At 72.0% G+C, this 25,494-nt stretch carries 24 protein-coding genes; 17 read left to right on the top strand and 7 right to left on the bottom strand.

What is annotated here, in order from left to right; translation table 11 throughout:
- From ACWEGE_RS03100 to ACWEGE_RS03040, 13 genes are all read left to right on the top strand, one after another.
- Positions 1-783: an arylamine N-acetyltransferase gene (locus ACWEGE_RS03100; RefSeq protein ID WP_449658775.1), complete on the top strand. Its 783-nt coding sequence runs from the start codon at positions 1-3 to the stop codon at positions 781-783.
- 20 nt (positions 784-803) lie between these two features.
- Positions 804-992 (top strand): hypothetical protein, encoded by a 189-nt coding sequence (locus ACWEGE_RS03095; protein ID WP_449658774.1) that lies wholly within the window; start codon positions 804-806, stop codon positions 990-992.
- On the top strand, positions 989-2,044 hold the full coding sequence (locus ACWEGE_RS03090) for a 3-dehydroquinate synthase family protein (RefSeq protein WP_449658773.1): 1,056 nt from the start codon (positions 989-991) through the stop codon (positions 2,042-2,044). Before ACWEGE_RS03095 ends, ACWEGE_RS03090 begins: the two co-directional genes overlap by 4 nt.
- Complete coding sequence (locus ACWEGE_RS03085) at positions 2,041-3,363, top strand: 3-deoxy-7-phosphoheptulonate synthase class II (protein WP_449658772.1); 1,323 nt, start codon at positions 2,041-2,043, stop codon at positions 3,361-3,363. Before ACWEGE_RS03090 ends, ACWEGE_RS03085 begins: the two co-directional genes overlap by 4 nt.
- A gap of 10 nt (positions 3,364-3,373) precedes the next feature.
- Entirely contained in the window at positions 3,374-4,165 is a 792-nt protein-coding gene (locus tag ACWEGE_RS03080; protein ID WP_449658771.1) for a shikimate dehydrogenase family protein, read from the top strand.
- 91 nt (positions 4,166-4,256) lie between these two features.
- Positions 4,257-5,423, top strand: a complete 1,167-nt coding sequence (rifK, locus tag ACWEGE_RS03075) for a 3-amino-5-hydroxybenzoate synthase (RefSeq protein ID WP_449658770.1) — start codon at positions 4,257-4,259, stop codon at positions 5,421-5,423.
- A gap of 73 nt (positions 5,424-5,496) precedes the next feature.
- Positions 5,497-6,567, top strand: a complete 1,071-nt coding sequence (locus ACWEGE_RS03070) for a Gfo/Idh/MocA family protein (RefSeq protein WP_449658769.1) — start codon at positions 5,497-5,499, stop codon at positions 6,565-6,567.
- Positions 6,568-6,579: 12 nt separating this feature from the next.
- A complete protein-coding gene (locus tag ACWEGE_RS03065; RefSeq protein ID WP_449658768.1) occupies positions 6,580-7,278 on the top strand; it encodes an HAD-IA family hydrolase in 699 nt (232 codons plus the stop codon).
- 4 nt (positions 7,279-7,282) lie between these two features.
- A complete protein-coding gene (gene rifN, locus ACWEGE_RS03060; protein WP_449658767.1) occupies positions 7,283-8,194 on the top strand; it encodes a kanosamine kinase in 912 nt (303 codons plus the stop codon).
- Between the two features lie 51 nt (positions 8,195-8,245).
- On the top strand, positions 8,246-9,010 hold the full coding sequence (locus ACWEGE_RS03055; protein ID WP_449658766.1) for a PIG-L deacetylase family protein: 765 nt from the start codon (positions 8,246-8,248) through the stop codon (positions 9,008-9,010).
- A 79-nt stretch (positions 9,011-9,089) separates the two neighbouring features.
- Complete coding sequence (locus ACWEGE_RS03050; protein WP_449658765.1) at positions 9,090-10,022, top strand: alpha/beta hydrolase; 933 nt, start codon at positions 9,090-9,092, stop codon at positions 10,020-10,022.
- 91 nt (positions 10,023-10,113) lie between these two features.
- Entirely contained in the window at positions 10,114-11,628 is a 1,515-nt protein-coding gene (locus ACWEGE_RS03045) for an MFS transporter (protein WP_449659073.1), read from the top strand.
- A gap of 76 nt (positions 11,629-11,704) precedes the next feature.
- Positions 11,705-12,433 carry a TetR/AcrR family transcriptional regulator gene (locus ACWEGE_RS03040; protein ID WP_449658764.1) on the top strand — a complete coding sequence of 243 codons (729 nt, stop codon included), beginning with the start codon at positions 11,705-11,707 and terminating at the stop codon, positions 12,431-12,433.
- Positions 12,434-12,562: 129 nt separating this feature from the next.
- Here ACWEGE_RS03040 and ACWEGE_RS03035 read toward each other — a convergent pair whose 3' ends face one another.
- Genes ACWEGE_RS03035 through rfbH form a run of 3 tightly spaced genes read right to left on the bottom strand, consistent with a single transcriptional unit; the run spans position 12,563 to position 16,432 of the window.
- The gene (locus ACWEGE_RS03035; protein ID WP_449658763.1) at positions 12,563-13,774 is read right to left on the bottom strand and encodes a cytochrome P450; all 1,212 of its coding nucleotides are present in this window, start codon (positions 13,772-13,774) and stop codon (positions 12,563-12,565) included.
- Positions 13,775-13,799: 25 nt separating this feature from the next.
- Positions 13,800-15,065, bottom strand: coding sequence for a cytochrome P450 family protein (locus tag ACWEGE_RS03030; protein WP_449658762.1), 1,266 nt, complete (start codon positions 15,063-15,065; stop codon positions 13,800-13,802).
- A gap of 59 nt (positions 15,066-15,124) precedes the next feature.
- Positions 15,125-16,432 (bottom strand): lipopolysaccharide biosynthesis protein RfbH, encoded by a 1,308-nt coding sequence (rfbH, locus tag ACWEGE_RS03025; RefSeq protein WP_449658761.1) that lies wholly within the window; start codon positions 16,430-16,432, stop codon positions 15,125-15,127.
- A 204-nt stretch (positions 16,433-16,636) separates the two neighbouring features.
- Between rfbH and ACWEGE_RS03020 the strand changes: the two genes are divergently transcribed.
- Both ACWEGE_RS03020 and ACWEGE_RS03015 read left to right on the top strand, forming a co-directional pair.
- Entirely contained in the window at positions 16,637-17,782 is a 1,146-nt protein-coding gene (locus ACWEGE_RS03020; protein WP_449658760.1) for a glycosyltransferase, read from the top strand.
- Between the two features lie 30 nt (positions 17,783-17,812).
- On the top strand, positions 17,813-18,436 hold the full coding sequence (locus ACWEGE_RS03015) for a dTDP-4-dehydrorhamnose 3,5-epimerase family protein (protein WP_449659072.1): 624 nt from the start codon (positions 17,813-17,815) through the stop codon (positions 18,434-18,436).
- 63 nt (positions 18,437-18,499) lie between these two features.
- Here ACWEGE_RS03015 and ACWEGE_RS03010 read toward each other — a convergent pair whose 3' ends face one another.
- Together ACWEGE_RS03010 and ACWEGE_RS03005 are read right to left on the bottom strand one after the other, a co-directional pair.
- Entirely contained in the window at positions 18,500-19,798 is a 1,299-nt protein-coding gene (locus tag ACWEGE_RS03010; RefSeq protein WP_449659071.1) for an aminotransferase family protein, read from the bottom strand.
- Positions 19,799-19,824: 26 nt separating this feature from the next.
- Positions 19,825-20,817 carry a Gfo/Idh/MocA family protein gene (locus ACWEGE_RS03005; RefSeq protein ID WP_449658759.1) on the bottom strand — a complete coding sequence of 331 codons (993 nt, stop codon included), beginning with the start codon at positions 20,815-20,817 and terminating at the stop codon, positions 19,825-19,827.
- 166 nt (positions 20,818-20,983) lie between these two features.
- On the opposite strand from ACWEGE_RS03005, the gene ACWEGE_RS03000 reads away from it, so the two are divergent.
- Positions 20,984-22,405 (top strand): NDP-hexose 2,3-dehydratase family protein, encoded by a 1,422-nt coding sequence (locus ACWEGE_RS03000; protein WP_449658758.1) that lies wholly within the window; start codon positions 20,984-20,986, stop codon positions 22,403-22,405.
- A 75-nt stretch (positions 22,406-22,480) separates the two neighbouring features.
- Here the strand turns inward: ACWEGE_RS03000 and ACWEGE_RS02995 are convergent, their stop codons facing one another.
- Positions 22,481-23,353: an SDR family oxidoreductase gene (locus ACWEGE_RS02995; protein ID WP_449658757.1), complete on the bottom strand. Its 873-nt coding sequence runs from the start codon at positions 23,351-23,353 to the stop codon at positions 22,481-22,483.
- A 143-nt stretch (positions 23,354-23,496) separates the two neighbouring features.
- Here ACWEGE_RS02995 and ACWEGE_RS02990 point away from each other — a divergent pair, with 143 nt between their 5' ends.
- Positions 23,497-23,901 carry a winged helix-turn-helix transcriptional regulator gene (locus ACWEGE_RS02990; protein ID WP_449658756.1) on the top strand — a complete coding sequence of 135 codons (405 nt, stop codon included), beginning with the start codon at positions 23,497-23,499 and terminating at the stop codon, positions 23,899-23,901.
- Between the two features lie 88 nt (positions 23,902-23,989).
- On the opposite strand, the gene mhpA is transcribed toward ACWEGE_RS02990, so the two are convergent.
- Positions 23,990-25,492 (bottom strand): bifunctional 3-(3-hydroxy-phenyl)propionate/3-hydroxycinnamic acid hydroxylase MhpA, encoded by a 1,503-nt coding sequence (gene mhpA, locus ACWEGE_RS02985; protein ID WP_449658755.1) that lies wholly within the window; start codon positions 25,490-25,492, stop codon positions 23,990-23,992.
- Positions 25,493-25,494 lie beyond the last annotated feature (2 nt).

The following is a 25,494-nucleotide window of genomic DNA, read 5'->3' as shown; positions in this document are numbered from 1 at the left end:
GTGAACGTGTTCGACGTGGAGACCTACCTCCAGCGGATCGGCTGCGGCGGGGAAACCGGCGTGGACCTCGAAACGCTCGCGAAACTGCAGAAGCGCCACCTGATGGCGATCCCGTACAACAGCCTCGCCTACGAACTCCGGGACGCGGTGAACGTCGTCGACCTCGACGAGGACGACGTCTTCGTGACCAGCATCGCCGAAGGCAAGGGCGGCGCCTGCTACCACCTGAACCGGCTGTTCCACCGGCTCCTGACCGAGCTGGGCTACGACGTCACCCCGCTGGCGGGCAGCACCGCCGAAGGCCGGGAGACGTTCGGCACCGAGGTCGAGCACATGTTCAACCTGGTCACCCTGGACGGCACCGGCTGGCTGGTGGACGTCGGCTACCCCGGCCCCACCTACGTCGAGCCGCTGCCGGTGTCACCCGCGGTGCAGACCCAGTACGGCAGCCAGTTCCGGCTCGTCGAACAGGACGCCGGGTACGCGCTGCAACGCCGGGGCGCGGTCACCCGCTGGAGCGTGATCCACACCTTCACGACCCAGCCCCGCGAGTGGAGCGACTGGAAGGAACTGGAGGACAACTTCCGGGCACTGGTGGGGGACACCACCCGCACCGACAGGCAGGAAACCCTGTGCGGCCGGGCGTTCGCGAACGGCCAGGTCTTCCTGCGGCAGCGCCGGTACCTGACGGTCACCGGCGGCCGCGAGCAGGTCCGCACCATCACCGACGACAACGAGCTCCGGACGCTGGCGGCCCGCGTGCTGGCCGGCGACCTCGGCTGAACCTGGCGAAAGGCACGACGATGAGGGAAAAAGAGGGCCTGCTGGCGAAGTTCGCCGGCTTCTGCAGGACCGCCTACAAGCAGCACTACGTCCCGTACCTGAACCTCTTCTACGGCGGCGAGTACCTCCACCACGGTAGCGAGCCGGTGTCCCGGATCGCCGACCTGCCCTACCGGACGCTGCCGGAGCCGCGGGAGCCGTCGCCGTGACGACCACGATTCCGGTGTGCCTGGAAGAACGTTCCTACGACGTGCTCGTCGGGCCCGGGGTGCGGGCGGAGCTGCCCGGGGTCGTCCGGCGGCTCGGCGCGAACCGGGCCGTGGTCGTTTCGGCCCGGCCGGCCGGCTGGGTGCCCGACACGGGGGTCGACACGCTCCTGCTGCCCGCGCGCGACGGCGAGCACGGCAAGCGGCTGTCCACAGTGGAGGATCTGTGCGGCGAGTTCGCGCGGTTCGGGCTGACCCGGTCCGACGTCGTCGTCTCCTGCGGCGGCGGCACCACCACGGACGTCGTCGGGCTGGCCGCCGCGCTGTACCACCGGGGCGTGGCCGTGGTTCACCTGCCGACGTCCCTGCTCGCGCAGGTGGACGCCAGCGTCGGCGGGAAGACCGCGGTGAACCTGCCGGCGGGCAAGAACCTGGTCGGCGCGTACTGGCAGCCCAGCGCGGTGCTGTGCGACACGGACTACCTGACCACCTTGCCGCGGCGGGAGCTGCGGAACGGCCTCGGCGAGATCGCCCGCTGCCACTTCATCGGCGCGCCGGACCTGCGGGGCCTGCCGCTGCCGGAGCAGATCGCCGCCAGCATCACCCTGAAGGCGGGCATCGTCGCCCGCGACGAGCGGGACACCGGGCCGCGGCACCTGCTCAACTACGGCCACACCCTCGGGCACGCGCTGGAGATCGCGACGGACTTCGCCCTGCGCCACGGCGAGGCGGTGGCCATCGGCACGGTCTTCGCGGGCCGGCTGGCCGGTGCGCTGGGCCGGATCGACCAGTCCGGGGTGGACGAACACCTCGACGTCGTCCGCCACTACGGCCTGCCGGCCGCACTGCCCGACGGCGTCGACGCGGACGTGCTCGTCCGCCGGATGCGCCGGGACAAGAAGGCGATCACCGGGCTCGCCTTCGTGCTGGCCGGCCCGCGGGGGGCGGAGCTGGTGAGCGATGTGCCGGTGGAGGTCGTCACGGACGTCCTGGCCCGGATGCCCCGCGACCGGCTGGAAAACCTGGCCGGGACGACGGAAGCGGCGGCGACATGAGACGGCTGCCGTACCTCGCGGACCCGGTCTTCCCCGGCCGGGCGGTCGACCGGGTGCTGGCCGGCCGGCTGAGCGCGGCGTTGGCCCGCCCGGCCGCGCAGCAGCCGTGCTGGCCGGACGCCGAGCGGGCGGCCGCGGTGGTCGAGCTGCTGCACAACGCCGAGCCGATCGTGGCGCCGGAGGAGACGACACGGCTGCACGCCCGGCTCGCGTCGGTCGCCCGCGGCGAGGCGTTCCTGCTGCAGGGCGGGGACTGCGCGGAGACGTTCGCCGGCAACACCGAGCCGCACCTGCGGGCCAACCTGGGCGTGCTGGAGCGGATGGGCGAGGTGCTGGCCGGGGCGGCCGGCCTGCCGGTGGTCAAGATCGCGCGGATGGCCGGGCAGTTCGCCAAGCCGCGGTCCAGCACCGTCGATGCGCTGGGGCTGCCCGTCTACCGGGGCGACATCGTGAACGCCCCGGAGTGCACGGCCGCCGCCCGGACGCCCGACCCGCACCGGATGCTGATGGCCTACGCCCACGCCGCCAGCGCGATGGACCTCGTCCGCAAGCTCTGCGCCGAGGGCGTCGAAGCACCGCAGCCGGCGCTCGCCGGTGCCCGCCGCTCGTCCTCCGCGGGCGGTTTCCCGGGCGATGCCCGGCCGCGCCTGGCCGAGATCTTCGTCAGCCACGAGCTGCTCCTGCTCGACTACGAGCGGGCCGTCCTGTGGGCCGACTCCGGCGGCCCGGAACCGCGGCTGTCCAGCGGCCTCGCGCACTTCCTGTGGATCGGGGAGCGCACCCGCCAGCTCGACGGCGCCCACCTCGCCTTCGCCGAGCTGCTGGCCAACCCGATCGGCCTCAAGCTGGGGCCGGGCTGCACCCCGGAGGAGGTCGTCGAGTACGTGCGGCGGCTGGACCCGCACCGCACGCCGGGCCGGCTGACGCTGGTCAGCCGGATGGGCCACGACCGGGTCCGCGAGCTCCTCCCCCCGATCGTCGAGAAGGTCACCGCCTCCGGGCACGAGGTGATCTGGCAGTGCGACCCGATGCACGGCAACACCCGGACCTCGGCCAACGGCTACAAGACCCGGCACTTCGGCCACGTCGTCGCCGAGCTGGCCGGCTTCTTCGCCGTGCACCGGCAGCTCGGCACCCACCCGGGCGGCATCCACGTCGAGGTGACCGGCGAAGACGTGACGGAATGCCTCGGCGGGGCGGCCGGCCTCACCGAGGCCGACCTGCCCGGCCGCTACCTGACCGCCTGCGACCCGCGGCTCAACGGCGACCAGTCGGTCGAACTCGCGTCCGCGATCGCAACCATGCTGCGTCCCGCTTGAGGAGGACGAGATGACGATCAGCGGCACCACCCGCCTGTACGTCGTGCTGGGCGATCCGGTCACCCAGGTGCAGTCGCCCGGACTGCTGAACCCGCTCTTCGCGGAGCTGGCCGTCGACGCGGTGCTCGTCCCGGTGCACGCGCCGGCGCCCGACCTCGCGCGGATCGTCGCCGGGCTGCAGGCCGTGGCCAACCTCGACGGCATCTTCGTCACCGTGCCGCACAAGGCGGCGGTGGCCGGGCTCGCCGACCGGTGCAGCCCGGTGGTGGCGATCACCGGCAGCGCCAACGCGTTGCGGCGCGAAGCGGACGGCCGCTGGTACGCCGAGAACTTCGACGGCACCGGGTTCGTGGCCGGGCTCGTCGAGGCCGGGCACGATCCCCGGGCGAAGAAGCTTTCCTTGGCCGGAGCCGGTGGCGCGGGCAGTGCCATCGCGGCGGCCCTGCTGGCCGCGGGCGCGGACCGGCTCGCGGTGTGCGACCCGGACACCGCGAAACTCGCCGCGCTCCGAGCCCGCCTGGAAGCGCACTGGCCCGGCCGGACGGCGGTGTCGGCCGAACCGGACACCGCGGGCGCCGACATCGTCGTGAACGCGACGCCGCTCGGGCTGCGGCCCGGCGACCCGCTGCCGTTCCGGCCGGACGAGCTGGCCCCGCGCAGCGTGGTCGCCGACATCGTCATGAAACCCCGCGAGACCCGCCTGCTGCGCGAAGCGGCCGCTCTCGGCCACCGCGTCCATTACGGAATTCACATGCTCGAAGGCCAATTGAACGCCTACCGCGCTTTCTTCGGTCTCGGCTGACAAAGCCGCACTACCAAGCCGGGGGATGTAGGCGGGACGGGCGCCGATCTAGCCTTTTTCCATTCGAACCCCAGCGGAGATTCGGAGAACCATGAACGCGCGAAAGGCACCGGAATTCCCCGCGTGGCCGCAGTACGACGACGCCGAGCGGGACGGCTTGGCCCGCGCGCTCGAACAGGGGCAGTGGTGGCGCATGGGCGGGGACGAGGTGAACTCCTTCGAGCGCGAGTTCGCCGAGCACCACGGCGCCGCGCACGCGCTGGCCGTCACCAACGGCACGCACGCGCTGGAACTCGCCCTGCAGGTCATGGGCGTCGGCCCGGGCACCGAGGTCATCGTGCCCGCCTTCACCTTCATCTCCTCGTCCCAGGCCGCCCAGCGGCTCGGCGCGGTCACCGTCCCGGTCGACGTCGACGCGGCCACCTACAACCTCGACCCCGAAGCCGTCGCGGCCGCGGTCACCCCGCGCACCAAGGTGATCATGCCGGTGCACATGGCCGGGCTGATGGCCGACATGGACGCGCTGGCGAAGGTTTCCGCCGACACCGGCGTGCCCCTGCTGCAGGACGCCGCGCACGCGCACGGCGCGCGCTGGCAGGGCAGGCGCGTCGGCGAGCTGGACAGCATCGCCACCTTCAGCTTCCAGAACGGCAAGCTGATGACGGCGGGCGAAGGCGGCGCGGTCGTCTTCCCCGAGGGGGAGACCGAAAAGTACGAGACGGCGTTCCTCCGGCACAGCTGCGGCCGTCCCCGCGACGATCGCCGCTACCTGCACAAGATCGCCGGCTCCAACATGCGGCTCAACGAGTTCTCCGCGTCCGTGCTGCGTGCGCAGCTGGCCCGCCTCGACGCGCAGATCGCCGTGCGCGACGAGCGCTGGACGCTGCTGTCCCGGCTGCTCGGCGAGATCGACGGCGTCGTGCCCCAGGGCGGTGACGTGCGCGCCGACCGCAACTCCCACTACATGGCCATGTTCCGCGTCCCCGGGCTCACCGAGGACCGCCGCAACGCCCTGGTCGACCGGCTCGTCGAAGCCGGCCTGCCCGCCTTCGCGGCGTTCCGCGCGATCTACCGCACCGACGCCTTCTGGGAGCTCGGCGCTCCCGACGAGAGCGTGGCCGCGATCGCCGAGCGCTGCCCGCACGCCGACGCGATCAGCGAGGACTGCGTCTGGCTGCACCACCGGGTTCTGCTCGCCGGCGAGCCGGAGATGCACGCGACCGCCGAGATCGTCGCCGCCGAAGTGGCCAGGGCATGAACGAGCTCGCGAGTGAATCATTCGACACGGCGTTTGCCGCTCAGGCCGCGCCGAGCGTCAGCGAGGTGTGCGCATGAGTGTCCGGGCCGCGGTGGTCGGGCTCGGCTGGGCGGGCCGCGAGCTGTGGCTGCCCCTGCTGCGCGAGCACGCGGACTTCGAGGTGGTCGCCGCCGTCGACGCCGATCCGGCGTCGCGGCAGGCGTTCACGAAAGCCACCGGCATCCCCACCCACCCCGCGGTGTCCGCGCTGACCGCGCGCGAGGTCGACCTCGCCGTCGTCGCGGTGCCCAACTACCTGCACACCGAGGTGGCGGGCGCGCTGCTCGCCACCGGGATCTCCGTCTTCCTCGAGAAGCCGGTGTGCCTGACCTCGGCCGAGATCGACGTCCTCGCCGCGGCCGAACGCAGCGGCGGCATGCTGCTGGCCGGCAGCGCGGCCCGCTACCGCGGTGACGTCGGGGCCCTGCGTGACCTCCTGCCGGAGCTCGGCGACATCCGGCACGCGGCCCTGGGCTGGATCCGGGCGCGGGGCGTGCCGCGCGCGGGCGGCTGGTTCACCCAGCGCGAAAAGGCCGGCGGGGGAGCGCTGTACGACCTCGGCTGGCACCTGCTCGACACGCTCGCGTTCCTGCTCGGCCCGGCCGCCTTCACCCAGGTCATCGGCGTGACGTCGGACGACTTCGTCAACGCGGACGCCTGGCGGGCGGCGTGGCGGCAGGACCGGCTCGGCGCCGACCCCGCCGACGTCGAGGACACCGCGCGCGGCTTCCTGGTCCGCGAAGACGGCGTCTCGGTCTCGCTGCGCGCGAGCTGGGCCTCCCACCAGGCGCGGGACGTCTCGGTGCTGCACGTCGAGGGCAGCGCCGGCACCGCGGACCTGCGGTGCACCTTCGGCTTCAGCCCCAACCGCGAGCCCGAGCCCGTGCTGACGATGACGCGCGAGGGCACCACCACGCGGCTGCCCGTGCCGCTCGAACCCGTCGGCGTGGAGTACACCCGCCAGGTGGGCGACCTCGCCGCGATGCTGGCCGATCCCGGCAACCGCGGCCGGGCCCTCGCCGAAGCACGGCCGATCGTGCAGATGATCGAGAACTTCTACGCCTCCGCGGGCTCGGCGCGCGGCGCCGTCCCGGCGTTCCAGTAGAGAGGGAGCTCCATGACATTCCCGATCGTCGATCGGCCGGAGGCCGGGGCCGATCCCTCGGTACCGGTCCGGCACGCGGTCGTCTTCGACCTCGACGGGGTGGTCGTCGACAGCTTCGCGGTGATGAGCGAGGCCTTCGCCATCGCCTACGCGGAGGTCGTCGGGGACGGGCCCGCGCCCTTCGCGGAGTACCGGCGCCACCTCGGCCGCTATTTTCCGGATATCATGCGGATCATGGACCTTCCGCTGGAGATGGAAGAACCCTTCGTCCGCGAAAGCTACCGCCTCGCCGGTGAGGTCCAGGTCTTCGACGGCGTCACCGAGCTGCTGCTGACGCTGCGGGCGCGTGGCCTGCGGCTGGCCGTCGCCACCGGCAAGAGCGGCCCGCGGGCGCGGTCCCTGCTGGCCGACCTCGGCCTGCTCCCGTTCTTCGAGCACGTCATCGGCTCGGACGAGGTCGCCCGGCCCAAGCCGGCCCCGGACATCGTGCGGCACGCGCTCGACCTGCTGGACGTCCCGCCCGGGCAGGCCATCATGATCGGCGACGCGCCCACCGACATCGCCAGCGCGCAGGGGGCGGGCGTCGCCTCGGCCGCCGCGTTGTGGGCGCCCCCGGACGACGTCGGCGAGCTGCTCGCCGCGGGTCCCGACGTGGTGCTGCGGCAGCCGGCCGACCTGCTCGCGCTCTGCCCGTCGGTGCCCGGCCGCTGACGACGTGGGCACCCCGTACCACCTCGGTATCGACGTCGGTGGCACCAAGGTCGCCTTCCGGGTCGAAGCCGGCTCAGAGTGCATCGAGGAAACCTCGTTCGACTGGGGCGCCCGCCGCAGCGCGGAGGACGACCTCGCGCAGCTGGCCGGACACGTGGCCCGGCTGCGCGAGCGGCTCGGCGTCCCGCTGGAGGCGGTCGGGGTCGCGATGCCCGGCACGGTCGGCCCGGACGGCCGGATCGCGACCTGGCCCAGCCGCCCGGAATGGACCGGGGTCGACCTGAAGACGGCGTTGCGCACCCTGTTCCCCGAGGCGGCCCTCGCCTGGGCGGACGACGGCGACCTCGGCGCGCTGGCCGAGGCGCGGGCTTCGGGCTGCGAGAACCTGCTGTACATCGGGATCGGCACCGGCATCGGCGGCGGCCTGGTCCTGGGCGGCGTGCCGTGCCCCGGCCTCGGCCGCGGGTCGTTCGAGATCGGCCACGTGATCGTCGAGATGGGCGGCGTCCGCTGCGTCTGCGGCCGCCGCGGCTGTCTCCAGGCCCTCGCTTCCGGGCCGGCGACCCTGCGCCGGGCGTCCCTCCTGCGCGGCGCCGACGTCTCGTTCTACGCGCTGCAGCGGGCGCTGCGCAAAGGAGAGCCGTGGGCGGCCGACGCGCTCGAAGGGACCACCCGGGCAGTGGCCGCGGCGGTGACCGGTGTGCAGGAACTCGTCCACCCGGACCGGGCGCTGATCGGCGGCGGGTTCGCGGCGGGCATCCCGGAGATCGTCCCGTCGGTGGCGGGGCACCTCGCCGATTTCGTGCGCCAGGGCCAGACCCCGGTCCCCGTGGAGCCGGCCGCGCTGGGCGGGTTGTCGTCGTTGCGGGGCGCGGTGGCGCTCGCCGGGCTGGTGGCGGCGGGAGAGGTGTTGTGACTGCTCATCTGCGGGATCCCGCGCGCGCCTCGCGTGCGTAGGTTCGGCGCCATGGGCACTCTCGTTTCCTTCCACGCACACCCCAACGACGACACCACCACCTGCGGCGGCGTCCTGCGCAAGGCCCACGAGGACGGCCACCGCGTCGTGCTCGTGCTCGCCACCCGCGGGGAACTCGGGTACCAGCCGGACGGCCTCCTCGCCGATGGCGAGACCCTGGCCGACCGCCGGGCCGTCGAAGCACGGGCCGCGGCCGACGTGCTCGGCGTGGACCGGCTCGAGTTCCTCGGCTACACCGACTCCGGGATGGCGGCCGCCGGCGAGGGCGGCACGTTCCAGACCGCGGACGTCGAGGAAGCCGCGCGGAAGCTCGCCGCGATCCTGCGCGAGGAGAACGCCGACGTGCTGACCGTGTACGACGAGAAGGGCACCTACGGCGACCCCGACCACATCCAGGTGCACCGCGTCGGCACCCGGGCGGCGGAGCTCGCGGGCACGGCGAAGGTCTTCCAGTCCACGATCAACCGCGAGCAGATCAAGGCGAACCAGCACGCCCTCGCCGAGCAGGCCGGTGTCGAGCTGCCCGCGGGCCCGGACTTCGGCACCCCGGAAGCCGAGCTCACCTGCCGCGTCGACGTCTCCGCGTACACCGAGTACAAGCGCAAGGCGCTGCTCGCCCACGCCAGCCAGATCACCCCGCAGTCCACGCTGTTCACCGACCTGCCCGAGGACACGTTCCGGACCATGTTCGGCACCGAGTGGTTCATCCGCACCGGCCAGGGTCCCGGCATCACCGAAACCGACCTCTTGGCGTAAGCACCCTTTTCTTCTCTCCGGGCCGCACCGCACGGGCACCCGCCCGCGCCGCGCGGCCCGGCTTTTTCGTGGAGGCACCATGGTCTATGCGTTCGACCCCGAGCTCGCCCTCGCCGTCCCGGCGCTGCCGGTCACCGACCTCGGTGACCTCGCCACGGCCCGGGCGGCGGTCAGCGAGCTCAGAGACCGGCTGCCGGCGCCGGACACCGCGGGCCTGCGGATCGACGACGTGCGGGTCCCCGGCGACGGGCACGACGTGGCGCTGCGCGTCTACCGCCCCACCCGCCCGGTGTCGACGGCCGCGGTGTACTTCGTGCACGGCGGCGGGTTCGTGGTCGGCGACCTCGACGTGGCCCAGGTGCCGTGCGTCGAGCTGGCCCGCGCGCTGGGGGTCGCCGTCGTCTCGGTCGAGTACCGCCTCGCGCCGGAAACGCGCTACCCCGGCCCGCTCGAGGACGTCTACACGGGCCTGTGCTGGCTCGCCGGGCACGCGGACGAGCTGGGCGTGGACCCATGCCGGATCGTCACCTACGGCATCAGCTCGGGCGGCTGCCTCAGCGGCGGGCTGGCGCTGCTGGCCCGCGACCGCGGCGGCCCGCCGATCGCCTACCAGTTCCTCAACGCGCCCGTCCTGGACGACCGGCTCGAGACGCCGAGCATGCGCGCGTTCGTCGACACGCCGTTGTGGAACCGGCCGCAGGCGGAGATCAGCTGGGACGCCTACCTCGGCCCGGCCCGGCGCGCGACGAGCGAGGTGCCGTGTTACGCGGCCCCGGCCCGCGCGACCGACCTGAGCGGGCTGCCGCCGGCGTATGTCGCGGTGAAGCAGCTCGACCCGCTGCGGGACGAAGGTATCGCCTACGCGCTGGCGATGCAGGCGGCGGGCGTGAACGTGGAGCTGCACCTGTTCCCCGGCACGTTCCACGGCTCGGCCCGGTGCGCGGACGCCGCGATCAGCCGCCGCGAGCAGGAGGAACAGCTGGCCGTCCTGCGCCGGGTGACCGGTCGCTGAATGGCCCCTTGCGACCCGCTCCCCACTCCTTATATGGTGTATAAGAACTTGTCGGACGCAATTCGCTACCGGGGGTGCTCTCTTGCGCGAAATGCACGCCACGGTGACGGTGACCGAAACCCGCAATCCCCGGCGCTGGCTGATCCTGGCCGTCATCTCCCTGGCCCAGCTGGTCGTCCTGGTCGACAACACGGTCCTGAACCTGGCCATCCCCAAGCTCACCGAAGACCTCGGCGCCACCACCGCCGACATCCAATGGATGATCAACGCGTATGCGCTCGTGCAATCCGGCCTGTTGCTCACCGCCGGGAGTTTCAGCGACCGCTACGGCCGGAAACGCTCGTTGCTCGTCGGGCTCGTGCTCTTCGGCGCCGGTTCGCTGGCCGCCGCGTTCAGCCTGTCCTCCGGGCAGCTGATCGCGGCCAGGGCCGGGATGGGCATCGGCGGCGCGCTGCTGACGACCACCACCCTGGCCGTCGTCATGCAGGTCTTCGACGAGAAGGAGCTGCCGAAGGCGATCGGGCTGTGGAGCGCGGTCAGCTCCTTCGGGTACGCCAGCGGCCCGCTGATCGGCGGCGCGCTGCTGGCCCGCTTCTGGTGGGGCTCGATCTTCCTCGTCAACATCCCGGTGGCGCTGCTCGGCTGCGTCGCCGTGGCGAAACTCGTGCCGGAGTCCAAGGACCCGCAGGGCAAGCGGCCCGACCTGATCGGCGCGGTGCTCTCCACGATCGGCATGGTCGGGGTCGTCTACGCGATCATCTCCGGTCCCGAGCACGGCTGGACCTCCGCCACCGTCCTGGTGGCGGCCGCGATCGGCGTGGTCGCGCTGGCCGCGTTCGTCCGGTGGGAGCTGCACGTGCCGAACCCCATGCTGGACATGGAGTTCTTCCGCAACCGCCGGTTCAACGGCGCCATCTCCGGCGGCCTGCTGGTGGCCTTCGGGATGGGCGGCTCGGTCTTCCTGCTGACCCAGCAGCTGCAGCTGGTGCTCGGCTACGGCCCGCTGGAAGCCGGGCTCAAGACGGCCCCGCTGGCGCTGGTGGTCGTCGCGCTGAACGTCGTCGGCCTCGGCGCGAAGCTGCTCGAGAAGCTGGGCATCGCGTGGACGATCCTCGCCGGGATGACGCTGAACGCCGTCGGCCTCGCCATGGTGGCCGTGCTCGGCACGCCCGAGCGCGGGTACGGCGGGATGCTGGCCGGCCTGCTGGTCATGGGCGGCGGCATCGCGTTGGCCATGCCCGCCATGGCCAACGCCATCATGACCTCGATCCCGGCCGAGAAGGCCGGGGCGGGAGCCGCGGTGCAGGGCACCGTGAACCAGTTCGGCAGCGGGCTCGGCGTCGCCATCCTCGGCGCCGTGCTCAACTCGCGGTTCGCCGCGCTGCTGCCGGTCGGCCTCGGTGCCGGCGCCGCCGGTTCGCTCCACGAAGCGCTGCTCGACGCGCGGACACCGGAACTGCGGGCCCAGGTGCGCGAAGCCTTCGCCGGCGGCGTGCGGGCCAGCGAGCTGATCGGTGCGCTGGCCGTGGTGCTGGGCGGCCTGCTCGCCGGCCTGCTGCTGCGCCGGGCGGCCCGGGCGGAGGCGACCCCGGCGGCATCCCCCTGAGCAGGCAGGGTGCGTGGCGCCACGCACCCTGCCCCCGTACCGTTGAACTCCTCCGCCGTCGAGAAGGAGGGCCGCGATGGGCAAGCGGGCTTCGCAGCCGCGCGAGAGCGTGTGGCTTTCCTCGCGGCCGGCCCGCAAGCACCGGGCGGGCGAATCCGAGCTCGACCGGGAGAAGATCGTCGCGACGGCGGTCCGCGTGCTCGACGCCGAGGGCGACGCGAAGTTCTCCATGCGGCTGCTGGCCGAGGAGCTGAACGTCACCCCGATGTCGGTGTACTGGTACGTCGCGAACAAGGACGACCTGCTGGAGCTGGCCCTGGACGCGGTGGCGGGCGAAATCGAGCGCCCGGCCATCGAAGACGGCAACGACTGGCGCGACGACCTCCGCGCCCTCGCCCGCGCGTGGCGCCGCACGATGGTGGCCCACCCGTGGGCGATCCGCTGCTACGGCGAGTACCTGAACATCGGCCCGAGCAGCCTGCGGTTCACCGAGTGCGCCCAGGCGGTGATGGCGCGCTCGCCGTTGCCGCTGAAGGACCGCTCGGCGGCGCTGAACGTCGTCTTCCAGTACGTCTACGGCTTCACGGCGACGGAAAGCCGCTGGCTGGAGCACCTCGCCGAAACGGGCCGCACGGCGGAGGAGTTCGCCGCCGAGGTGACCGGCAGCATGGCGGCGATGTCGTCGGCGCTCGAGCAGGGCGGCCTCCTGGACCGCGACGGCGACCAGTCGATGGAGCAACTGCGCGACCGGGACTTCGACCGCGGGCTGGACTGGCTGTTCATCGGCATGGTCGCCGGCAGGTGACAGTCTCCCGCCCCGAAGGTGCCGGCTGACCTGGGCGGGTTGCGGTGCCCACCACCCCGAAGCTCTTCGGCCGGGCAAAGCTTCGGCCGGCCGGGGAGCACCCGGCCGGCCGAAGCGGAGAACAACGCGTCACCAGGTGACCGGCAGCTCGGCCAGCCCCTGGAACGCGTCCCCCGGCTTGACCCGGACTTCGTCGGCCGGGACCGCCAGGCGCAGACCCGGCAGCCGGTCGATCAGCCGCCGGAAAGCGATTTCCATGATGGCGCGCGCGTGGTTCATCCCGGCGCACTGGTGCGTCCCGAACCCGTAGGTCAGGTGGTCGCGGAACGTCGGGCGGTGCCAGTCCAGCTGGTCGCCGTCGTCGTAGGCTTCCTCGTCCCGGTTGATGAGCGAGAACAGGAAGAACACGCCGTCGCCCTTGCGGATGGTGGTGTTCGCGTCGACCTCGATGTCGGCCGCGGCCACCCGCTGCAGGCCGTCGGGGACGACCACGAACCGGGTCAGCTCGTCCACCGCCGCGGGCATCAGCGACGGGTCGGCCCGCAGCTCGGCCAGCTTCTCCGGGTGCTGCAGCAGCGTGAACGCACCCAGCCCGATCGAGCTCGACGTCGTGTCGTGCCCGGTCACGAGCACGATGAGGAACATCTGGAGGATTTCCTCGTGGTCGATGTCGCTCGACGGGTCGCGTTCGGCGAGCAGGGCCTGCAGGAAGCCCTCCTCGGCCGGGTTCTGCTGGGCCTTCTCGATGAGCTTGGTCAGGTAGGCCATCAGCTCGTCGTAGGCCCCGCCGGCGTCCGGCCCGAACAGGATCTGGTGGGCCTTCCGCTCGAAGTAGTCCTGGTCCTCGTGCGGGATGCCGAGCAGGTCGCACAACGCCATCAGCGGCACCGGCGAAGCGAACTTCTTGAGCAGGTCCGCCGGCGCGCCCTCGGCGATCATCTCGTCGATCTGCCGGTCGACGATCTCCTGGATCTTCGGGCGCAGGGAGTCGATCCGCTTGACCGTGAACCCCGCCTGTACCAGCTTGCGCCGCGCCCGGTGGGCCGGGCCGTCGACGCCCACCAGCGCGGTGAGCAGCTTGATGACCTTCTGCTGGACGTCGGTGAACTCGACGGCGGCGGCCGCGCTGACCATCGGCCACGCCGGGTTGGTGCGGTCACTGGAGATGCGCGGGTCGGTCAGGAGCTTGCGGGCCAGTTCGTGCCCGGTGACCGCCCAGGCCTTGCGGCCGTCGTACAGGGTGACTTCGGCGATCGGGCGCCGGTCGGCGAGCGGCTCGTAGCCGGGCGCCGGCTGGTACGGGCAGGTGCGGTCCTGCGGGAAGGCGACGGTTTCGGTCAAGGGAATCTCCTCCGACTAACTGACGTCAGGACGCCGGGGTGACCAGGCGCACCGGCAGGTCCTTGGTCCGGGTGAAGCCGGGCCGCAGGATCCACGGGATCTCCTTGCGCGGCACCGCGAGCGTCAGGTCCGGGAAGCGGGTGTACAGCCCGCGCAGCGCCACCTCCGCCTCCAGGTAGGCGACGTGCTGGCCGAGGCAGCGGTGGATGCCCTTGCCGAAGCCGAGGTGGCTCTCGCTGCCGACGGCGAGCCGGTCGATCTGCAGCTTCTCCGGCTCCGGGAACTTCCGCGGGTCGCTGTTGGCGGCCATGATCAGCGGCACGACCGGCATCCCCCGCGGGATCACCGTGCCGCCGACCTCGATGTCCTCGGTGGCGAACCGCGGCTGCCCGAACTGGATCGGGCCCAGGCGCTGCAGCTCGCGCACGGCCTGCGGCCAGAGCGTCGGGTCCGCCTTCAGCCGGGCGAGCTGGTCCGGGTGCTCGTGCAGGGCCAGCACCGAGTTGCCGATCAGGTACGTCGTCGTCTGGTGGCCGGCGGTGACCAGGCTGAACAGGATGCCGACCAGCTCGTCGTCGGTGGCGATGCCGGGGTTCTTCGCCTGCGCCTCGACGAGCGCGGTGACCATGTCGTCCTTCGGCTCTTCGCGCCGCCGCTCGATCATCCCGCGCGCCGCGACCAGCGTCTTGCGGACCTCCTCGGGCAGCCGCTTGCCGTCGAGCGTCGCCATCGCGTCGCTCCACGCGCGCCACTGCGGGCGGTCTTCCGCGTCGACGCCGACCAGCTCGCAGATCACCGTGACCGGCAGCGGGTAGCAGTAGGACTCGACGAGGTCGATCGGCGTGCCGTCACCGCCCTCGGCCTCGAGCTTGTCGAGCAGCTCGGAGGTGAGTTCCTCCACGCGGGGGCGGAACTTGCCGACCCGGTGCGCGGTGAGCGCGTAGGAGACCAGCTTGCGCAGCCGGGCGTGCTCCTCGCCGTCGGAAGCGTTGATCAGGTTCTTAAGCCAGGGGATCAGCTCCTCTGGCATGTCCAGGTGCCGGAAGACCCCGTTCCGGATGTCCTCGGCGGGGGAGTCCGCCAGCGGGTTGCACTGGAACCGCTGGTCCATCAGGACCTGGCGGACGTCTTCGTAGCGGGCGGCCAGGTACATCGGCGGCCCGCCCATGAAGCCGCCGATCTGCAGCGTCGGCGCCTCGCGCACCGCCGCGTGCGCTCCCCACGGGTCGGCGACCACTTCCGGGGAGAACAGGTCGACCGGTTCGGCCGAAGTCTCGGCAGTGGTGGTCATGGGTTCTTCCTTTCCTGTTGGATCCGGTGGCGCACAGTCCTTTTCGGACGCCCGTGCGGTCAGTGCGTGGCGGCGAACTCCTTGAGCGTGCCGATCACGTACTCGATCATCTCCGTGGTGATCCCCGGGTAGACGCCGATCCAGAACGTCCGCTCGGTGACGATGTCGCTGTTGGTCAGCGGGCCGGCGATGCGCTGCGGCTTGCCGATGTAGGCGGGGTGGCGGGTCAGGTTCCCCGCGAACAGCCGCCGGGTGCGGATGTTGCGCGCTTCGAGGTACTCGACGACCTCGGGAACGTCGTAGCCCGCATCGGGTTTCACCGTGATGACGAACCCGAACCAGCTCGGGTCGCTGCCCGGCGTCGCCTCCGGCAGGATCAGCCCGGGCAGCCCGTCCAGGCCTTCGCGCAGCTGGCGCCAGTTCCGTTTGCGGGCCTCGACGAAGTCCGGCAGCTTCGCCAGCTGGCTCAGCCCGAGCGCGGCGTGGATGTCGGTGCTTTTGAGGTTGTAGCCGACTTCGGAGAAGACGTACTTGTGGTCGTAGGCCTCCGGCAGCGTGCCCAGGTGCAGTTCGAACCGCTTCAGGCAGCGGTCGTCCTCGCCCGGCTCGCACCAGCAGTCGCGACCCCAGTCGCGGAACGACTTCGCCAGCTTGGCCAGCTTGATGTCCGAGGACAGCAGCATCCCGCCCTCACCCATGGTCAGGTGGTGGGCGGGGTAGAACGACACCGTGGAGAACCGGCCGAACGTGCCGGTGAGCTGTCCGTGGTAGGTCGAGCCGACGGCGTCGCAGTTGTCCTCGATGAGGTGGAGGTCGTGGCGCTTCGCTATTTCGGCGACTTCGGCGACAGGGAAAGGATTTCCCAGCGTGTGCGCGATCATGATGGCGCGCGTGCGCGGCGAGATCGCGGCCTCGACCCGCTCGGCCGTCGTGTTGTACGTGCCGAGCTCGATGTCGACGAACACCGGGATCATGCCGTTCTGCAGGATCGGGTTCACCGTGGTCGGGAAGCCGGCCGCGACCGTGACGACCTCGTCGCCCGGCTTGAGCTGCTCGTCGCCCAGTGTCGGGGACGTCAGCGTGCTCAGCGCCAGCAGGTTCGCCGAGGACCCGGAGTTCGTCAGGACCGCCTTGCGCCGCTGGAGCTTCCGGGCGAAGGCCGACTCGAACTTCGTCGCGATCGTGCCGGAGGCGATGCGCAGGTCGAGCGCGGCGGCCACCAGCGCTTCGCGGTCGGCGGCGTCGAGCACCGCCCCGGACGACAGGATCGGCGTCTGCCCCGGGATGAACGGCGCCGGCCCGGGGGACTGGGCGTCGTGGTAGTCGCGGACCTGCGCCAGCAGGTCCGATCGGGCTGAGTCGACCATGTCGGATCGATCCCCTGCTCCTCGAGTGCGGATTGCGGACCTAACGCTCCAGCCACGCTAGAAGCGCCGGGGGAAGGGGACATCCCTCAACGTGGTAGGCCGCCGCGGGCAACCGGCCGGGACTACCCGCGTTGGTGATGGCCACGGGCTTCTCCGTGGGCAAGCTGAAGGCGACCACGAGCCACCCCTGGGAGGACGATCTTCGTGAAGGTTCTTAATCTCGCCGGGGTCGCCCCGTCGACGGTGTTCAGCCACGTCCCGCTCGCGAACGCGCTGCGCAACGCCGGGCACCAGGTGATGACCACGGCGTCGGTCGACGAGATGGTCGACACGATCGCCGGCGTCGGGCTGTCCGCGGTGCGCACCACCGCGCCGGGGGTGTCCCCGCGCCAGGTCATCGCCGAAAGCGGCCTGACGCACGTGCCCGCGGACCCCCGCGAACGCGAAATCATGGCCGGCCGCTGGTACGCCCACATGGAATACGTGACCCTCGACGCGCTGCTGGCGTTCAGCGAGGACTGGCGCCCGGACGTCATCATCAGCGGTGTCACCTCGTACTCCGGCCCGCTGCTGGCGGCCCACCTCGGCGTGCCGTACGTCCGCCACGCCTGGGACATCCACACCCCGCGGCTGATGGACTCCGGCGCCGAGGAGCAACTGCGTCCGCAGCTGGAGGAGCTCGGCCTGGACGGCCTGCCCGAGCCGGCGATGACGATCGAAATCGCGCCGCCGAGCCTGCTGCCCGAAGACCTCGCGGGCGGCCAGCCGATGCGGTGGATCCCGGGCAACTCGCAGTCCGTGCTGGAACCGTGGATGTACACCAAGGGCGCGGGCACCCGGATCGGCGTCACCATCGGCACCGGTGTCGCGAACTACAACCAGTACGACTTCCTGCAGGGCGTGGTCGAGCAGATCGCCACGCTGGACGCCGAAGTCGTCGTCGCGGTCACCGAGGACGCGGCGCCGGAACTGCGCGAGCGGCTGAAGAACGTGCGGGCGGGCTGGATCCCGCTGGACGTCGTCGCGCCGACCTGTGACGTCCTGGTGCACCAGACCGGCGGCAGCACCATGATGACCGGCCTGAGCTTCGGCGTGCCGCAGGTGCTGCTCCCGGACCCGAACCTCTACCGCGCCAACGCCATGGCCCGCCGGCTCGCCGACACCGGGGCCGCGGTGGTGCTCTCGCCCGAGGAGGCCACGAGCGAGGTCATCGCGAAGACCTGCGGTGAGCTGGTCGCCGACCCGGCCTTCAAGGCGGCCGCGGGTGGCCTCGCCCGGGAGATCGCCGCGCTGCCGTCGCCGAACGAGGTGGCGCGGCGCATCGAACGGCTCGTCCGGGAAGCGTCCTAAAAGGACATGGGGACCGTCAGCACCCGCAGCATGACCGTGCGGCCGCTCGGCATCGACGGCGCGCACCTCGTGTCGTCCAGGTCGTTCGGCGACGAGCGCGGTGACTTCTTCGAGGTCTACCGCGAAGACGTGCTCACCGAGGCACTCGGCTACCGGCCGCGGTTCCTGCAGACGAACGTCTCGACGTCGTGCCGCAACGTCGTGCGCGGCGTGCACGGGGCGACGACCCCGCCCGGCCTCGCGAAGTTCGTGACGTGCCTGCGGGGTTCGCTGCTCGACTTCGTCGTCGACGTCCGGACGGGCTCGCCGACGTTCGGGCAGTGGGACATGATCGTGCTCAACTCCCGCGGCGGCACGGCGGTGTACGTCGAGGAAGGCCTCGGCCACGCGTTCGTGGCCCTCGAAGACGACACGTGCGTCCAGTACCTGCTGTCCGACCTCTACCGGCCGGCCGAGGTGCTCACCGTCAACCCCCTCGATCCCGGAATCGGCCTCCCGCTGAACCTGCCGGGCGAGCCGATCCTGTCCGAACGCGACGCGGCGGCGCCGGCCCTGCGGGAGGCGGGCGAGCTGGGGCTGCTGCCGCGGTACGAGGAGTGCCTGGCGTTGCGGGCTTCCCGCGTCCGCCTGACCGAGGCGGCGGCCGCTTCCTGACGCACCCTTCCTGACGCACCCAAGAGAAAGGCCCGGGACCACGGTCCCGGGCCTTTCTCTTCGTCAGCCGACCTGTTCGAGGGCCGTGCGCAGTGTCTCGCCGAGGAAGTCCAGATCGCCGTCGGTCGCGTTCAGCGGCGGCGCCACCAGCAGCCCCTCGCCCGTGCGGTCCGGCCGGAACCCGACGTACGGGTACAGCAGGAGCCCCTTGCTCCGGGTGATCCGCATGACGTCGCCGACCGTGCCCGCGGCCAGCTCGATGCCGTGGAAGTAGCCCAGCCCGCGGACGTCGGTCACCACCGAACGGCCGCGCACCGCGTCGGCCACCAGCCGGCCGAGGGCCGCGCCGCGGACTTCGCCGCGGTCGAGGACACCGAGGTCCTCCAGCACCGACAGCACCGCCAGCCCGGCCCGGCCCTGCAACGGCGTCGCCGACATCGTGCCCATCAGCGGCAGCCACTTGCCGCTCGCCATGATGTCCTCGGCCAGGTTCGGGGAGAGCATCGTGGCCGCCAGCGGGACGTACCCGGCGCCGAGCCCCTTCGACAGCGTGACGATGTCCGCCGCCGAACCCGGCGTGTGGTGCGAGGCCAGCGGGAGCCCGGTGCGGCCCAGCCCGGTGAGGACCTCGTCGTGGATGACGAGGACGCCGAACTCGTCGCAGACCTCGCGCAGCGCCCGCAGGTATCCCGCCGGCGGGACGAACCCGCCGCCGGTCGTGCCGTTGACCGGCTCCAGCATGACCGCGGCGACGCTCTCCGGGCCGGCCGCGACGATCGCGTCGCGCACCGCTTGCACGCACTCGACGCGGCAGGCGGGGAACGGGCAGTCCAGGTGCTGGCCGGGGTAGGGCGGGTTGAACGCGGGGGCGAGGCCGAAGCTGTCGTCCTCGTGCGGCCGCCGGGACCGGTGCCCGGACAGCGCGAGCACGAACGCGCTGTTGCCGTGGTAGCCCAGCGTCGAGGTCAGGATCTTGTGCCTGCCCTCTTCGCCGCGGGCCCGCTGCACCAGCCGGGCCAGCGCGATGGCGGATTCGGTCGCGTGCGTGCCGGTCGGGGTGAACATGACGCGGTCGTCCGGCCGGTGCACCGCCCGCGCGGTGGCCGCGGCCAGCTGCTCCATCAGCTCGGGCGCGAACGTGCCCGGGCTGGCGTAGGTGCAGATCCCGACCTGGTCCCGCAGGGCCTCGACCACCACCGGGTGGGCGTGGCCGATGTTCACGTTGACGATCCCGCTGGCGCCGTCGAGGTAGCGGGTGCCGTCGGAGGCGTACACCCACGACCCGGCGGCGTGGCTGTAGGGGATCGGGGGGATCTGCAGCCGGGCCGCCAGCAGCTGGGACGGCGCTTCCTGCGCGGTCATCGTCACGATCGGGTCTCCTCCTGGGCTCAGCCCACCGGCTCGGTGGCGTGATCGACGTAAAGCCTCGCCTTGGTGCGGATGTCGTCGACGAGCACCGCCTGCCGCGCCACGTCGCCGGTGTCGGGCAGCCGTCCCGAGCGGACGGCCGTCGCGAAGGCGGTGAGGGTGTTCGCCACCTGATCGTCGGGTGGCAGCGGGATTTCGTCAACGCCGGAGCGCCGTTCCAAGCGCAGCAACGGAATGTGGTCGGCGGGCGGGGTGAAGGCGTGGTCGAGGACGATCCGTCCTTCGCTGCCCCAAAGCTCGTAGCCGGACCGGTAGCCGTGGTCGATGCCGAAGGTCGCGGACGCGCCCACGCCGTCGCCGGTGCACAGCAGCGCCTGCCCGGCGGAGTCGACGGGGTGGCCGTGGCGCCGGGTGAGCACCGCCGAGACGACGTCGACTTCGCCGCCCAGGAACGACATCGCCGCGCGCACCGGGTAGACACCGGTGTCCAGCAGGGCACCGCCGCCGAGCTCGGCGCGGTGGCGGATGTCGTCGGCCGGGCGTGCCGGCACGGCGAACGCGGCGTGGAACGCCCGCAGCTCGCCGATCGCGCCGTCCTCCAGGAGCTCCCGGACCGCCGTGTGCTGGCTGTGGTGGAGGAACATGACGTTCTCCATCAGCACCAGCCCGGCCGACCGCGCGGCGGCGAGCAGGTCCCGCGTGCGGGAAACGCTGGTGGTGAGCGGTTTTTCGGCGAGCACGTGCTTGCCGGCGGCGAGGGCCCGCTCGATCCACCCGGCGTGCGCGGCGTTCGGCAGCGGGATGTAGACGGCTTCGACGTCTTCGGAATCGAGCAGCGCCGAATACCCTTCGACGGCACGGCATCCGTAGGCGCGGGCGGTTTCCGCGGCCTTGCCGACGCTCCGGCTGGCGATCGCGGCGATTTCCGTGCGGGGCAGGGCCGCCATGGCGGGGAGCATCTTCCGGAGGGCGATGCTCGCGCATCCCATGATCCCGATGCGCAGGGGGGCCACAGGATCTCCTTCGCGGACACACGGTTTCGGTGTGCCCCACGCTAGGACAGCCCGCTCCGGCCGGGCATCCCCCGACCTGATAGCGGGGCAGCGGCCCTATCAGGTCGAGGGATGCCCGCCGCGCCGCCACCGGCTTAGGCTCGCCGCAGCCGAGGAAGGGAGTGACGTGGTCCACAGCGCGATCCACGAAGACACGGCGCGGGACGGCCGCTCCGACGCCGTGGCCGACGACGCGGTCATGTCCATGGCGGACTTCCACTCCTGGTTCAACGCGCGGGCCCGCGCGAACAGCTTCCAGGTGGACCGGATCCCGTTCCTGGAGCTGTCCGGCTGGGACTTCGAGCCGGACACCGGCAACCTGGTGCACGCCAGCGGCCGGTTCTTCTCGGTCGAAGGCCTGCGCGTCCGGACCGACCGGCCCTGGGTGAGCGAGTGGGCCCAGCCCATCATCGTGCAGCCGGAGATCGGCGTGCTCGGCATCCTCGTCAAGCGGTTCGACGGGGTCCCGCACTGCCTGATGCAGGCGAAGATGGAGCCGGGCAACATCAACGGCCTGCAGATCTCGCCGACCGTGCAGGCCACCCGCAGCAACTACATGAAGGTGCACGGCGGCGCGGCCACCAAGTACCTGGAGTACTTCCGGCCCGGTTCCCGCGGCCGCGTGCTGTTCGACGGGCTGCAGTCCGAGCAGGGCTCGTGGTTCCTGCACAAGCGCAACCGCAACATCGTCGTCGAGACCGACGACGACGTCCCGCTCGACGAGGACTTCTGCTGGCTCACCCTGGACCAGATCCGGCGCCTGCTGCGGCTGGACCACATGGTGAACATGGACTCCCGGACCGTCCTCGCGTGCGTGCCGCCCGCGTTGGCGCGCCCGGACGGGGCGGCCACCGGTGACGGCTCGTTCGTCGAAGCGGTCCACCGCTCGCTGTCCGGCCGCGCCCGGGCCGTGCACGACCCGGGCCACATCCTCAGCTGGCTCACCGAAGTGCGGGCGCGCCAGGAGCTGGTGCAGCGCCGGGTGCCGCTCAAGGAGATCGCCGAGGACGGCTGGCGCCTCGGCCACGACGTCATCGACCACCGCGACGGCAAGTACTTCGACGTCGTCGCGGTGGCCGTGGAAGCCAGCAACCGCGAGGTCGGCTCGTGGACCCAGCCGCTGGTGGCGCCCCGCCAGTCGGGGCTGCTGGCGTTGCTGGTCAAGCGGATCGGCGGCACGCTGCACGCGCTGGTGCAGGCCCGCAGCGACGCCGGCACGCTCAACATCGCCGAGCTGACCGCGACCGTGCACTGCCAGCCGGGCAACTACGCCGACGCGCCGGCGGAGCACCGCCCGCCCTACCTCGACTACGCGCTCGCCGCCCCGCCCGGCCGCGTGCGGCTGGACGTCGTGCACTCCGAGGAAGGCGGCCGGTTCTACCACGCGCAGAACCGCTACCTGGTGATCGAGGTCGAGGACGACTTCGCCGCCGAGCCCGACGACCGGTTCCTCTGGACCACGCTGAGCCAGCTGATGTCCCTGCTGTCGCACAGCAACTACCTGACGGTGGAACTGCGCAGCCTGATGGCGGGCATGCGCAGCTTCTGACTCCCCGCCTCAAGCGCCCCGAGGCGGCCTTGGTTGCGTCTACTCGGGCAACCCGGCCACGTCACGAGTTCAACTTCAGTGATGCAGGGCGGCCGCAAGTGCCTCGGCCAGGGTCACGGGCGGGCGGCCGATCAGGCGGCGCAAGTCGCCGGAGTCGGTGTACATCTCGCCGCGGTTCATGCCGCGGTCAGCGTCGGCGAGAACCTCCGCCAGCTCGGAGGGCAGGCCCGCGGCGGCCAGTGCCTGGGCGAAGCCGGTCACCGGGAGGTCGGCGTAGGCAACCTGTGTTCCGGCCGCAGCGGAGATCGCGGCGGCGAGCTCGGTCAGGGTGAAGGATTCGTCGCCGCCGAGCTCGTACACGGCGCCGGCGTGGCCTTCAGTGGTGAGGACGACCGCTGCGGCCTCGGCGTAGTCGGCGCGGGACGCGGCGCTGATCCGCCCCTCGCCCGCGGCGCCGACGACCGCCCCGTTCTGCAGGATCTGCGGCAGCTGGCTGGTGTAGTTCTCCAGGTACCAGCTGTTGCGCAGCAACACGCTGGGGATTCCGCGGTCCCGCAGATACGCCTCGGTCTCGCCGTGCGTGGCACCGATGACGGTGGTGGCCGTGTCCGCCTGCGTCGTGCTCGTGTACGCCACCAGCGACACGCCTGCGGATGCCGCGGCGTCGATCACGCGGCGGTGGTTGGCGACCCGCTCGCCCACGGGGACCGAGGCCGAGATCAGCAGCAGCCTGTCCGCGCCCGCGAATGCCTCGGCCAGGCCGTCGGTGTCCGCGAAGTCGGCGCGGCGCACCGTGATGCCCCGGTCGGCCAGGTCCTTGATCCCGGCGATGTCCCGGCCGGTCGCGATGATGTCCGCGGCCGGGATCCCGCGCCGCAGCAGTGCCTCGACGGTGAGCCTGCCCAGCCGGCCGGTGGCTCCGGTGACGACGATCGGCATGATGGTCATTCCTTCCTTCCGCGCGTGCCTCGCACGCCTGCCGCGGCCCGTCCGCCGCGGGTGGAACACAGAATGACCTGGACACTCTCTGCTGGGGAGTAGCCACTTCTTGGTAGGGTACTTACCGCAGCGAAAGCATTGAGGTGAGCCGTATGACTGCTGTCGAGAACGTGACGGGGCCCATATCGTCATTCGATCCGTACGAGCGCGGCTGCCCGTCGCGGGACCTGCTCGATCAGATCGGCAGCAAGTGGGCGGTCCTCGTGCTGGGCGAACTCGGCCGGAACGGGACCTCCCGGTTCAGCCGGCTCCGGCAGGCACTGGCCGGCGTGAGCGAGAAGATGCTCACCCAGACCCTGCGCACCCTCGAACGCGACGGGCTGGTCAGCCGGACGGTGTACCCGGAGGTGCCGCCGCACGTGGAGTACGAGCTGACCGCGCTCGGCCAGACGCTGCGGGAACCGCTGAAGGCGCTCACGGAGTGGTCCGTGGTGCACATCGAAGAAGTCATCACCGCCCGCGAAGAGTACGACGACCGCACTGAGCGCACCGGGTAATCGGCGGCGGCCGGCGGTCCGGTCACCGACGGCTGCCTCGTCGAGAACCGGCTCGACCACGATGAAACAACCCCATCGGGCGCTTGGGTCAGGCGGTGGGGACTGGGGTGCGGAGACGGTTCTGCAGGTCCTCCACCAGCGCGTCGAGCCCGCCCGGGCCGGCCGTGCCGAAGACGTGGTAGTCGGGTCGCACCAGCACCGAAGCCGCCCCGAACCGCGCCAGGAAGGGCCGGTAGACGTCGTCGACGTCCACGGTGGCGTCGAGCCGGACGACGTGCGTCCCCAGCGAAGCGAGGAAGTCCGAACCGGACTCTTCGGTGGTGAGCAGCACGAAACCCCGGCCGGCCACGTCGTCGAAGAGCCCGGTGGTGCCGTTGAGACTCACCCGGCCCTGCGGCACGACCACACCCGCGCCGGGGCTTTCGTGGCGCAGCCCGGTGGTGAGCGGCTTCGCCGGTTCCGGCCGGCCCGCCGGTTTGCCCCGCCGGTTGGCCAGCACGGTGGCGTCCCGCTCGGCGGCGGCCGCCGGGTCGGTCACGCAGATCACCCGGCCGAGCTGGACCGACGCCAGGATGGCCTCCCGCGCCTGCTCCCGGCGCTCCTCGCCGTAACTGTCCAAAAGGGACTCCGGCGCCAGGCCGCGGAGCGTGAGGTCGAGCTTCCACGCCAGGTTGGTGACGTCCCGGATACCGGAGCACATGCCCTGCCCGGCGAACGGCGGCATCAGGTGCGCCGCGTCGCCGGCGAGCAGGACGTGCCCCACCCGCCACCGGTCGGCCCACCGGGCCTGGAAGATGTAGGTGGTGCTGCGCAGCAGGGTCGCGGTTTCGGGGGTGACGCCGAAGGGCGCCAGCAGCCGCCACGCCGTCTCGCCGGCGTTCAGCTCGGCCGCGGTTTCGCCCGGCAGCCGCATGAACTCCCAGCGACGGCGGCCGGGCCCGCTGCCCACCAGCGTCGTGGGCCGGGCCGGGTCGCAGATCTGCACGTTCGTCGGCACGAACTCGCGCGGCTCGTTCAGCTGGACGTCGCAGAGCAGCCACTCGTAGGAGAAGCCGAGGTCGGTCACCGGCACGTCGAGGTGCTCGCGCACGAAGCTGTTGGCGCCGTCGCAGCCCACCACCCACCGCGCGGAGAACGTCCGCGAGACGTCGTCGGCGTCGGTGGCGGTCACTCGAACCGGCGAGCCGTCGGCGATGGCCACCACCTCGTGCCCACGCAGCACGGTGATCCCGGGCAGGTCCCGGACCCGCGCCGCGATGAGCTCTTCCAGTGCGGGCTGGTGCACGGTGTTCGCGTCCGGCCAGCCGTACGGGCCGTCGGTGGTGAAGGCGATGTCGAGCAGCGTCCGCCCGTCGGCGGTCTGCCACTGGTAGCCGTTGGCCGGCGCGGTGATCCGCCCGAGGTCCGGGCCGATGCCGGTGGCGGCGAGCAGGCGGGCGGTCTCGCCGTCGAAGCTGGTCGCCCGCGGCAGCCGGTACGGCCGGGGCCGGCGTTCCAGCACGGTCACCCGCCAGCCCCGCTGGGCCAGCAGCACCGACAGGGTGGCGCCGATCGGGCCGTTGCCGACGATGACGACGTCCGTGTCCGTCAAGA

This window comes from Amycolatopsis sp. NPDC004747 (genome assembly GCF_053601335.1).
Note: the sequence above shows the minus strand (reverse complement) of the source record. Positions and strands in the feature narration are given on the sequence as shown.